This is a genomic window from Grimontia indica (assembly GCF_000333895.2).
Classification (GTDB): Bacteria; Pseudomonadota; Gammaproteobacteria; order Enterobacterales; family Vibrionaceae; genus Enterovibrio; species Enterovibrio indicus.
Map to the genome: position 1 here is coordinate 67,963 of NZ_ANFM02000035.1, position 10,149 is coordinate 78,111.

The 10,149-nt window shown below is 51.7% G+C and carries 13 protein-coding genes; 8 read left to right on the top strand and 5 right to left on the bottom strand.

The genetic code is table 11. From position 1 onward, the window contains the following. Nucleotides 1-25: 25 nt before the first annotated feature. Together fmt and def are read right to left on the bottom strand one after the other, a co-directional pair. Nucleotides 26-970 (bottom strand): methionyl-tRNA formyltransferase, encoded by a 945-nt coding sequence (gene fmt / locus D515_RS19150; protein ID WP_002540848.1) that lies wholly within the window; start codon nucleotides 968-970, stop codon nucleotides 26-28. A gap of 7 nt (nucleotides 971-977) precedes the next feature. Then, complete coding sequence (def, locus tag D515_RS19155) at nucleotides 978-1,490, bottom strand: peptide deformylase (protein ID WP_002540849.1); 513 nt, start codon at nucleotides 1,488-1,490, stop codon at nucleotides 978-980. 120 nt (nucleotides 1,491-1,610) lie between these two features. Between def and D515_RS19160 the strand changes: the two genes are divergently transcribed. The 4 genes from D515_RS19160 to D515_RS19175 are packed head-to-tail and all read left to right on the top strand — an operon-like array spanning nucleotide 1,611 to nucleotide 4,807. After that, complete coding sequence (locus D515_RS19160) at nucleotides 1,611-2,645, top strand: LysM peptidoglycan-binding domain-containing protein (RefSeq protein ID WP_002540851.1); 1,035 nt, start codon at nucleotides 1,611-1,613, stop codon at nucleotides 2,643-2,645. Between the two features lies 1 nt (nucleotide 2,646). Continuing rightward, complete coding sequence (gene dprA, locus D515_RS19165; protein ID WP_002540852.1) at nucleotides 2,647-3,744, top strand: DNA-processing protein DprA; 1,098 nt, start codon at nucleotides 2,647-2,649, stop codon at nucleotides 3,742-3,744. Between the two features lie 2 nt (nucleotides 3,745-3,746). Then, the gene (locus D515_RS19170; RefSeq protein ID WP_002540853.1) at nucleotides 3,747-4,223 is read left to right on the top strand and encodes a DUF494 family protein; all 477 of its coding nucleotides are present in this window, start codon (nucleotides 3,747-3,749) and stop codon (nucleotides 4,221-4,223) included. Between the two features lie 17 nt (nucleotides 4,224-4,240). Further along, nucleotides 4,241-4,807 carry a DNA topoisomerase family protein gene (locus D515_RS19175; protein WP_002540854.1) on the top strand — a complete coding sequence of 189 codons (567 nt, stop codon included), beginning with the start codon at nucleotides 4,241-4,243 and terminating at the stop codon, nucleotides 4,805-4,807. Between the two features lie 77 nt (nucleotides 4,808-4,884). Here the strand turns inward: D515_RS19175 and D515_RS19180 are convergent, their stop codons facing one another. Both D515_RS19180 and purE read right to left on the bottom strand, forming a co-directional pair. Further along, nucleotides 4,885-6,021, bottom strand: a complete 1,137-nt coding sequence (locus D515_RS19180; RefSeq protein ID WP_002540855.1) for a 5-(carboxyamino)imidazole ribonucleotide synthase — start codon at nucleotides 6,019-6,021, stop codon at nucleotides 4,885-4,887. Nucleotides 6,022-6,023: 2 nt separating this feature from the next. Then, on the bottom strand, nucleotides 6,024-6,509 hold the full coding sequence (purE, locus tag D515_RS19185) for a 5-(carboxyamino)imidazole ribonucleotide mutase (protein ID WP_002540857.1): 486 nt from the start codon (nucleotides 6,507-6,509) through the stop codon (nucleotides 6,024-6,026). A gap of 231 nt (nucleotides 6,510-6,740) precedes the next feature. Here purE and tsaC point away from each other — a divergent pair, with 231 nt between their 5' ends. The 4 genes from tsaC to D515_RS19205 are packed head-to-tail and all read left to right on the top strand — an operon-like array spanning nucleotide 6,741 to nucleotide 9,355. Next, nucleotides 6,741-7,298, top strand: a complete 558-nt coding sequence (gene tsaC / locus D515_RS19190) for an L-threonylcarbamoyladenylate synthase type 1 TsaC (RefSeq protein WP_002540858.1) — start codon at nucleotides 6,741-6,743, stop codon at nucleotides 7,296-7,298. 21 nt (nucleotides 7,299-7,319) lie between these two features. Further along, nucleotides 7,320-8,243 (top strand): oxygen-dependent coproporphyrinogen oxidase, encoded by a 924-nt coding sequence (gene hemF / locus D515_RS19195; RefSeq protein ID WP_002540859.1) that lies wholly within the window; start codon nucleotides 7,320-7,322, stop codon nucleotides 8,241-8,243. Between the two features lie 18 nt (nucleotides 8,244-8,261). Continuing rightward, nucleotides 8,262-9,080, top strand: a complete 819-nt coding sequence (gene aroE, locus D515_RS19200; protein WP_002540860.1) for a shikimate dehydrogenase — start codon at nucleotides 8,262-8,264, stop codon at nucleotides 9,078-9,080. Between the two features lie 11 nt (nucleotides 9,081-9,091). Further along, entirely contained in the window at nucleotides 9,092-9,355 is a 264-nt protein-coding gene (locus D515_RS19205) for a DUF1488 family protein (RefSeq protein ID WP_002540861.1), read from the top strand. Here the strand turns inward: D515_RS19205 and D515_RS19210 are convergent. Further along, nucleotides 9,352-9,897, bottom strand: coding sequence for a gamma carbonic anhydrase family protein (locus tag D515_RS19210; protein ID WP_002540862.1), 546 nt, complete (start codon nucleotides 9,895-9,897; stop codon nucleotides 9,352-9,354). The genes D515_RS19205 and D515_RS19210 overlap by 4 nt on opposite strands. Between the last annotated feature and the right edge of the window lie 252 nt (nucleotides 9,898-10,149).

The following is a 10,149-nucleotide window of genomic DNA, read 5'->3' on the forward strand; positions in this document are numbered from 1 at the left end:
AAGGCCAGCAAGCTGGCCTTCTCAATTACAGTTGGGTGCCAGGTTCAAACCAATCGCGGCGGGAGTTCAGAATGTCTGCCGCGCTCATGGCTTTTTTGCCTGGTGGCTGGATGGATGTCAGGCGCAATACGCCTTCTCCGGTAGCCACCCGGATACCTTTCTTGTCGGCCGACAAAATGGTGCCCGGCGCTTTGCCGCTGTCTTCTGCTTCGACCTCGGCATCCCAGACTTTGATGTTGTTATCCGCCACAGAGAAGTGACTCATCGGCCATGGGTTAAAGGCGCGGATGCAACGTTCAATCGCGTCGGCGCTCATGGTCCAGTCGATTTGCGCTTCTTCTTTGCTGAGCTTTTTCGCGTAGTTGGCAAGCTCATCGTCCTGCTTTTCAGCAACGGCTTTGCCAGAAGCGATATCGCCCAGACACTCTACCAAGGCTTCAGGGCCCATTTCCGCCAATCTTTCATAAAGCGTGGCACTGGTTTCTTTGGTGTCGATGTTCAGGGTTGCGATTTTCAGCATATCGCCGGTATCCAGACCCTCATCCATCTGCATGATGGTGACGCCTGTCTCTGCATCGCCCGCCCAGATTGAGCGTTGGATAGGCGCAGCGCCACGCCAGCGCGGCAGGATAGAGCCGTGAACATTGATACAGCCAAGGCGAGGTGTGTCTAGCACCACTTTAGGTAGTAGCAGGCCATAAGCCACTACGACCATGATGTCAGCACCAATGGCAGCTAGCTCTTGCTGCGCGTCTTCCGCTTTCAGGCTTGCTGGCTGATAAACAGGAATGTTGTGTTCCTGCGCCAGCAGTTTGACTGGGCTGGCAGTCAATTTCTTACCACGGCCCGCCGGGCGGTCAGGCTGGGTATAGACCGCTACCACCTCATGGTGTGAAGACAACAACGCCGCCAGATGACGGGCGGCGAAATCCGGCGTACCGGCAAATACGATTTTCAATGAGTCGCTCAAGGAAACCTCAGCTGGCTTTTTGGTTAGCGCGTTTGATTTTTTCCAGCTTCTGTTTGATGCGCTGTTGCTTCAGGGGCGACAGGTAATCAACAAACAGTTTGCCTTCAAGGTGGTCCAGTTCGTGCTGAACACAGATAGCCAGAAGGTCATCCGCTTCGAATTGGTATTCGTTGCCGTCGCGATCCAGTGCTTTAACCGTCACTTCTGATGCGCGGGAAACCAGTGCGCGAGCGCCAGGAACAGACAGACAGCCTTCTTCGATGCCGTCTTCACCGCGTTTCTCGATGATTTCCGGATTGATCAGCACCATCGGCTCATCGCGGGTTTCTGAAATATCAATCACAACGATACGCTGGTGGATGTCGACCTGAGTCGCAGCAAGGCCAATGCCTTCTTCGTCGTACATGGTTTCCAGCATGTCATCAACAATGGTCTGGATCTCTGGTGTGACGCTTTCTACCGGTTTCGCCACCGTGCGTAGGCGATCGTCCGGGAAGGTCAAAACCTGTAATACACTCATAAACGTCTCTTAAATATGTTGAACTGCGCCGTATCCGGCTTCGGTAATTGGGCTAATTCTAGACATTTTGCTATTCAAATGACAGCATCCAAATCGAAAGTACGCTTTTGGAGACAAGGGATGTTTAAAAAGCTTATCATTTTTTGTCTGGCGCTGGGGCTGCCAGGCGTGATAGCTGCGTCAGAAGTGCGTTTGAGCGCTGATGCGCCTGAAAACTATACCGTAAAAAAAGGCGATACCCTTTGGGATATTGCGGGCCTGTATCTTGAAAAACCTTGGCACTGGCCGACGCTTTGGCAACACAATCCGGCAATCAAAAATCCTCATCTTATCTATCCGGGCGACAAACTTCGCCTGAGCTGGCTTGATGGCAAACCTGTGCTTTCTTATACGGCAGGGGCTAACCGTACCGACTCAACCCCTATCAACAGCACTTCGCCATCGGTTCTGCGCCAGTTCTTGACTTATGACACCCTCATTCATGAGCGTGAGTATTTGCTCGCTCCGCGAGTATTGGGCACGCAGGAAGGATGGAGTTATATCTCCAAACGCACGCCGTTTTTTGTTGATAAGTCTTTAGACACGGAAGAGTGGTTTATTTACCGCACTGTGACGGATTTCCAGCGGGAAAAGGGTGATGCGATGGTTCGCATGATAAGCCTCAAGAAAGTCGGGGAAGCCAAGCTGGTGCGCTCACTCGATGATATTGCTGAGATGACGCTGACCCGCCAAAATCAGGAAATCAAACCTAACGATATTCTATTGCCTGCGCTTGGTGCGAAAACCGGAGAGATTTTCCACCCTAAACCCGCGCCTGAGGGTGTTGAGGGCAGAATGGTCGGACACCTTTACGGCAGCAACTATGTTGGACACCGTCAAATCGTAGTGGTCGATCTGGGCGAACAGGACGGCCTGAATGAAGGGCATACCCTTTCGGTGGTGGTGCCGGGTGTGGCAATGAAAGGCACTAAGGGTGAGATGCGCTACGACAGCGATATCGACAACGGTGGCGGCGATGTGGTGAAAGTTTTGCCATCAACATCGGCAGGCACTTTATTGGTTATCCGCAGCTATCCTTTCTTCAGTCTTGCCATGGTGGTGGAAGCCGATAAGCCACTGAAAGCGGATATGCCGGTTATCGCAGCGGAAGGATAAGATGTCTCGCGAGCTTGAGTGGTGGCTTAGGCTCGCCGCCGTTCCCCGCCTCGGCAGTCAGGCGGTCAGTAAGATCATCAGCCGGTACCCACCGCACAAACTGGATGCGCTGGAGGACATCGAGCTAGCAGCACTTGGCTTCAAACCTGCTCAGATTCAGGCGCTGCGACAACCTGACTTTTCCATTATCGACAAATGCCTGACCTGGGCATCAGCACCGGGCAGGCACATCATCTCGCTGACCGATTCCCGTTATCCTTATCTGTTAAAGCAAATCAGTGGTGCACCCCCTCTTTTATTTGTCGACGGCGATCCCCATATACTGTCACTGCCGCAGCTCGCGATGGTTGGCAGTCGTCATGCATCCAACGATGGCTTGTCACTGGCCCATGCTTTTGCCAAAGAGCTTGCCGCTCACGATGTCGTCGTGACCAGCGGTTTGGCGCTAGGTATTGATGGCCGCGCTCATCGCGGCGCACTCGATGGCAAAGGGAAAACCATTGCCGTGTTGGGCTCGGGGCTTGAGAAGATTTATCCTGCCCGACACCGTCAACTGTCTAACGATATCAGGGAGAATGGCGCACTGGTGTCAGAGCTTTGGCCCTGGTCGCCGCCAAAACCGGCATTTTTCCCGAGACGAAATCGCATTATCAGCGGTCTATCTACAGGAGTGATGGTGGTGGAAGCGGCAATGAAGAGTGGTTCGCTGATCACCGCTAGGCTGGCGCTTGAACAAGGGCGGGATGTCTTTGCTTTACCGGGTTCAATCCATAACCCACATGCGAAAGGCAGTAACGGCTTGATAAAGCAGGGCGCTTTTCTGGTGGAGTCGGTGGACGAGATTTTAGAGCAGGTTGGCGCATTGGCCGGCTGTGCAATAAACCACCAGTTGGAGGTCGCTCAGGCCCAAGTTTTGCAAGAAGAATTGCCATTTCCTGAACTGTTGGCTAACGTAGGAAATGAAGCAAGGTGTGTCGATGTGCTTGCAGAAATCTGCGATGAACCCGTTCACGAAATCATGATGCAGTTGTTAGAACTTGAGCTACAGGGGCTGGTAACAGCGGTACCCGGTGGTTATGTCAGAACGAGGAGGGGATAGCCATGATGGACATCTTAATGTACCTGTTTGAAACCTATATCCACAGCGATGTTGAGTTGATGGTGGATCAGGACGAACTGGCTGATGAACTCTCCAGAGCTGGATTTCATCAAGACGATATATACAAAGCGCTGAACTGGCTTGAAAAGCTGGCGCTACTTCAAGACGCCGACAAAACCCCATACCTTACTGGCGGCGCGCTCACTTCTGTTCGTATCTATACCCCAAAAGAGATGGATCGACTGGATACCGAGAGCCGAGGTTTTCTGACTTTCCTTGAACAAATCAGTGTACTGAGCCCTGAAACCCGTGAAATGGTCGTTGACCGTGTTATGGAGCTCGATACGCAGGAATTTGTGCTGGAAGATCTGAAATGGGTGATCCTGATGGTGCTGTTTAACGTGCCCGGCAACGAGCGCGCGTACGATCAAATGGAAGAGTTACTCTACAGCACAGCGGAAGATGAATACCTTCACTGATTTGAGGCTGGTCTGTTTTGGCTGGAAAAATTGACGATTCCCTGTTCAGCGCCCATGAACATGCGCTGGAAAATGAAGAGCGCTGCCCTAAATGTGGCAGCGCTCTTGTTATCAAGCACAGTAAACGCGGCCCTTTCAAGGCGTGTACTGGCTACCCGGCTTGTGATTTCATCGAGTCACTGAACCACAATGACGGACACATAGTGAAAGAGCTTGGTATGCCTTGCCCAGAATGTGGCAACGAGTTGGTGCTCCGCCAAGGACGCTTCGGCATGTTTATCGGCTGCTCGGCGTATCCGGAATGCCAACATATCGAAAAGCGCGATCAGGAACCGGAAGCGGAGACCATGGACATCAACTGTCCTGAGTGCCGCAAAGGAAAACTGCACGAGAAGAAATCGCGTTTTGGTAAAGCCTTTTATGCGTGTGATGCTTACCCGAAATGCAAATTCGCCGTGAACCTTAAGCCTATCAAGGGCAACTGTGAGGTTTGCGGATATCCGCTGCTGCTGGAGAAAAAACTGGCGGCGGGCATCGTGAAAGTTTGCGCGGATAAAAAGTGTCAACACAAACAGGGGCAATGACCCAAAGTCGACGTGTTTGGTATTAGAAAAAAGAAAAGCCGCTATCAGCGGCTTTTCTCGTTTTGGGCTTAGCTCATTCAGCTTAATGTTTCTGTGGCACTTTGAAGGGCTGGAAACTCAGCGTCGTCCAAGTGTTTGGCAACTTCCTGAAGTGCTTTACCCAACGCCTTTGCACTCTCTGCGGACAGATTAATGTGCCCAATTTTACGGCCTGGTCGCGGCGCTTTGTCGTACCAATGCACATGCGCCAGTCCCATGACATCCGTCGGGACAGTCACTTCACCGACGATGTTGATCATCGCAGTCGGACGGATGCGTTTGGCACTGCCAAGTGGTAAGCCACAGACAGCGCGCAGGTGGTTCTCAAACTGACAGACCTCAGCACCTTGCTGTGTCCAGTGACCGGAGTTGTGTACGCGCGGCGCAATCTCGTTCACTTTGAGGTTGCCGCCGACATCAAAAAACTCAATCGCCAGTACGCCGACATAATCCAGTGTGTCTGCCACTGCTTTAAACATGGCTTCAGCTTGAGCCTGAACTGCATCATTGTCACCGGCTGCCACCGACACGCTCAAGATACCGTTGGTGTGGATATTCTCGGTCAGTGGGTAAATTTCCAAATCACCTTTGGCATTGCGCGCACCGATTAATGACACTTCGCGGTCAAATGGCACAAATTCTTCGGCAATCACACACTGGCGCGTACCTTGCGGAGAGGTTTTGAGGAACTGGTCGATATCCTGCCAGACTGCTTCGATGTCCGAGTCAGGCTTTAAGCGCCACTGGCCTTTGCCATCATAGCCATCAAGGGCACTTTTCAGGATGAGAGGCAGGCCGATGTTGGCGACTGCTGAATCGTAATCTTCTCGCGATTCAATCACCTGATAGCGGGCATTGGCTACACCAGCTTTATCCAGCAATGCTTTTTCCAGGCGGCGGTCACCACCAGTCAGGATGGCGGTTTCACCCGGGTAGAACTTACCGCTGGCCTGACAGACGTCCAGTACGTCCGGCGCGATGTGTTCAAACTCGGCAGTAATCACATCCGCATCGGCAATTCCGTTTTCCAGACCTTGCCCAAGTACTTCCAGCGTGACCGGATGTACAAGGTTGCCGCTTCGCACATCGTACGCGCTAATCTTCAGGTTTAGGGGGGCACCTGCCAGCGCCATCATACGTGCCAGCTGTCCGGCACCGAGAACCAGCACATTCATGATTAATCTACCGATGGGTCAGGGTTAGCGAGAACGGTGTCTGTTTGGTTCTGACGGAATGCGTCGACTTTTTCCATCAGCTCTGCATCATTGGTCGCCAAGATTTGCGCTGCAAGCAGACCAGCATTCGCGGCACCCGCATCACCAATCGCCAGCGTACCGACTGCCACACCTTTTGGCATTTGAACGATAGAAAGTAGCGAATCCATCCCTTTCAGTGCTTTTGACTGAACCGGTACACCCAGTACAGGAAGGCTGGTAAATGCAGCGGTCATCCCAGGTAGGTGAGCAGCGCCACCTGCGCCGGCAATAATCACTTTCAGGCCACGTGAAGCAGCTTCGCTGGCATAATCTGCGAGCAGGCCAGGAGTGCGGTGGGCGGAAACCACTTTGGTTTCGTAGGCAACGCCGAAGTGATCCAGCATATCTGCTGCGTTTTTCATGGTTGGCCAGTCTGACTTAGAACCCATGATGATGCCGACTTTCATAGTAACTCCTGTAAATGCTCGTTAACTGCTGAAACATGGAAAGTGGGCGCATTATATCGGCAAAAAGCAGCAAGGAAAACGTTTGCGTCAGTCTGTTTGCTGCTGTTTGGATACCTGATATAAACGGGGCTGATAGAAAGTCTGTTTCGATTTGTGACAAAAGTGTTGAGAACTTCGGGTAAAGTTGGTCATAGTAAGCCGAATTTTTCGGGTAGAGGCAGGAGAAGAGCATTGGCGAATGTTAAGCAATGCGTGGCAGCGTTGGCGCGCGGGGAAGTTATCGCATATCCCACAGAAGGGGTATTTGGTGTGGGTTGTGACCCGGACAGCCCAGCCGCTGTGCAGGCGCTTTTAGATGTAAAAGAGCGTGATAAGGCCAAAGGCCTCATTCTGATCGCGGCAGAGCTTTCCCAGTTAGAAGGATACATTGACTTCGATAGCCTGAGCGAAGAGGTGAAAGCCGAGGTTTTGGCTACCTGGCCGGGTCCTGTCACTTGGGTGATGCCGGCAGGCAAGAAGATCACCGATTGGGTGACTGGGCAGTTTGATACTGTCGCTGTACGCGTTTCCGATCATCCGGATGTCCGCGAGCTGTGTCTTTCTTATGGCAAACCCATCACTTCAACCAGTGCCAACCTCAGCGGTGAAGAGCCGTGTCGCAGTGTGGCGGAAGTGGTAGAGCAATTGGGTAGCCGTGTGCCGAATGTTTTAGAAGGAAAAATTGGCGGACGTGACAAGCCTACCGAGATCCGAGATGCGCGTTCTGGTAAGGTGCTTCGTCAGGGCTAAATAAAAGTACAAGGAAATCACGTGGAGAATCAGAACCTTCCTCAGCAGGTTGATAAAGAGGCGGTTAAGCGTTTTTTGTTGTCGTTGCAGGACACGATATGTGCGGCGCTGGAAAAAGAAGACGGCGGCGCGACATTTGAGGAAGATGCCTGGGAAAGACCCGCGGGCGGTGGTGGTAAAAGCCGGGTGCTTCGCGATGGCAATGTATTTGAGCAGGCTGGCGTGAACTTCTCCCACGTGTTTGGGGACAAAATGCCAGGCTCGGCGACGGCGCACCGTCCTGAACTGGCAGGCAGGGGCTTTGAAGCCATGGGTGTGTCTTTGGTGGTGCATCCGAAAAACCCGAATATTCCGACTTCCCATGCCAATGTCCGTTTCTTCATTGCCGAAAAAGAAGGGGAAGCCCCGGTTTGGTGGTTTGGTGGTGGCTTTGATCTTACGCCTTTCTATCCGGTAGAAGAAGATTGTGTACACTGGCACCAGATGGCGAAGTCTATTTGCGCACCCTTTGGCCCTGATGTTTATGCTGAGCACAAAGCCTGGTGTGATCGTTATTTCTTCTTGCCTCACCGTAACGAAACCCGTGGTGTCGGCGGTCTTTTCTTTGATGATTTGAACCAGTGGGGATTCGACGCGTCTTTCGATTACATTAAAGCCGTGGGTGAAGGTTACCTCGATGCTTACCTCCCGATCGTGGAGAAACGCAAAGATACCGCTTACGGTGAACGTGAGCGCGAATTCCAACTTTATCGCCGTGGGCGTTATGTTGAGTTTAATCTTGTCTACGATCGTGGCACTCTGTTTGGTCTGCAAAGCGGCGGACGGACAGAATCAATCCTGATGTCTATGCCACCACTGGTGCGCTGGGAGTATGGATTCGAGCCTGAGCCGGGATCTGCTGAAGAGAAGCTCTACACAGAGTTTTTGAAACCAAGGGAATGGTAATTCAAGGAAAACAAAGTCGTGGATAAATATGTCGTTGTCGGCAACCCGATCTCACACAGTAAGTCCCCTTTTATACACACCTTGTTTGCGCGCCAGACTGCGCAGGCAATGAATTATGAAACGCTCGAAGCGCCAATCGGTGGTTTTGAGGAAGCGGTAACTGCCTTTTTTAACACTGGCGGCAAAGGATGTAATGTCACTGTGCCTTTTAAAGAAGAGGCGTTCAAGTTGGCCACTATGCTGACCGAGCGGGCTAAGCTCGCTGGCGCGGTCAACACACTGAAAAAGCTCGACGATGGCGGCATTCTCGGCGATAACACAGACGGGGAAGGCCTGGTGCAGGATCTGCTGAGTCACCATGTCCAACTCGAAGGCGCTAAAATCTTACTGCTTGGTGCAGGTGGCGCTGCAAGGGGAGTGATCCTTCCCTTACTGGCTCACGAGCCCGCTCAACTGGTGATTGCTAACCGCACTGCAAGTAAAGCCGAGATGCTGGCATCACTATTTGCAGATAATGGCAGTGTGTCGGCAACCAGCTTTGAATCGCTGGAAGGAGAGTTTGATGTGGTGGTGAATTCCACATCTGCCAGCCTTTCAGGAGAACACCCACAAATTTCAGCGACCGTGTTTGGCAGTCAAACTGTAGTTTACGACATGGTATATGGTTCAGGCGTGACCAGTAGTAACCAGTGGGCTCTGGATAACGGTGCCGCCCGTGTGATTGACGGATTGGGTATGCTGGTGGGACAAGCGGCGGAGAGTTTTACGATTTGGCGTGGTATCAGGCCGGGAACTGGACAGGTGCTGAGAGAGCTTCGTCGTAATCTTGCTGAATAGATGAAGTACAGATGAACCAGAACATCCTTTTCCCTGACCTACAACAGGTCGATACTGAAAAACGCGCTGTCCGCTTTGATGCGCAGCAAGCTGGCTCCCTGATTGCCTGCTTTATCTCAATAGCTGATCTGGAAAAGAGAGAGCGAGTAGCTTTGAATACAGAAGAAGCGATTCTGGCAGCGTTTGCCGGAAATCGCTTCGATCTGGAAGAGTTAGCAGAAGAAGCCATTGAAGAGGAAGACTTCAATGCGTCCGGTGAGATCTGGGTGCGTTAACCCTCGAGCTCTGCGATGTACTCATTTTTCGTGACAACATAGTTATCAGACGATTTCTGCAAAAAAGCGCGTTCTGCTTCTTTCAAAGGGCGCGCTTGTTTTACCGGACTGCCCACATAGAGAAAACCAGACTCTAAGCGTTTACTAGGTGGGACCAAACTGCCCGCACCCACCATGACTTCATCTTCTATTACTGCACCATCGAGAACAATCGCTCCCATGCCGACCAGCACTTTATTACCAATGGTGCAGCCATGTAGCATGACTTTGTGCCCGACAGTCACGTCATCACCAATGATCAGCGGATAGCCTTCCGGATTCTCTTTATTCTTATGGGTGACATGAAGAACAGAGCCATCCTGAATGTTAGACCGCTGACCGATACGGATATGGTTAACGTCACCGCGTGCAGCAACCAAAGGCCAAATGCTTGCGTCATCACCAAGAGTAATATCGCCAACCAATACAGAAGAAGGGTCGAGGTAAACGCGTTCACCTACTGTTGGAAAGATACCTTTATAGCTGCGAAGTACAGAAGACATAGAGAATTCCAAATAAGGATGATTGAAAACAGACTATCTTGATGCGGAAAAGAGTGCAATTCTTGTTCGTTTCAATGCACTTTAATGCAGTTTTGGGCGAAAAGTAATCGAACGCACCGTTTTTCATAAAAAACCTCAAAAAAGCCCTTGCCAGAATTTCAGACCTCCCTATAATGCCGCCTCACCGACACGGAGAGCGGCTCCCACAGCGGAAACGCCCACTCAAATCGGTACGGCGAAGGCCTCAAAAAT

What these genes read in the sequence shown, in the direction of transcription:
- def (WP_002540849.1), bottom strand. Translation starts at nt 1,490, where the DNA reads ATGAGTGTATTACAGGTTTTGACCTTCCCGGACGATCGCCTACGCACG.
- D515_RS19160 (WP_002540851.1), top strand. Translation starts at nt 1,611, where the DNA reads ATGTTTAAAAAGCTTATCATTTTTTGTCTGGCGCTGGGGCTGCCAGGC.
- dprA (WP_002540852.1), top strand. Translation starts at nt 2,647, where the DNA reads ATGTCTCGCGAGCTTGAGTGGTGGCTTAGGCTCGCCGCCGTTCCCCGC.
- D515_RS19170 (WP_002540853.1), top strand. Translation starts at nt 3,747, where the DNA reads ATGATGGACATCTTAATGTACCTGTTTGAAACCTATATCCACAGCGAT.
- D515_RS19180 (WP_002540855.1), bottom strand. Translation starts at nt 6,021, where the DNA reads ATGAATGTGCTGGTTCTCGGTGCCGGACAGCTGGCACGTATGATGGCG.
- purE (WP_002540857.1), bottom strand. Translation starts at nt 6,509, where the DNA reads ATGAAAGTCGGCATCATCATGGGTTCTAAGTCAGACTGGCCAACCATG.
- D515_RS19205 (WP_002540861.1), top strand. Translation starts at nt 9,092, where the DNA reads ATGAACCAGAACATCCTTTTCCCTGACCTACAACAGGTCGATACTGAA.
- D515_RS19210 (WP_002540862.1), bottom strand. Translation starts at nt 9,897, where the DNA reads ATGTCTTCTGTACTTCGCAGCTATAAAGGTATCTTTCCAACAGTAGGT.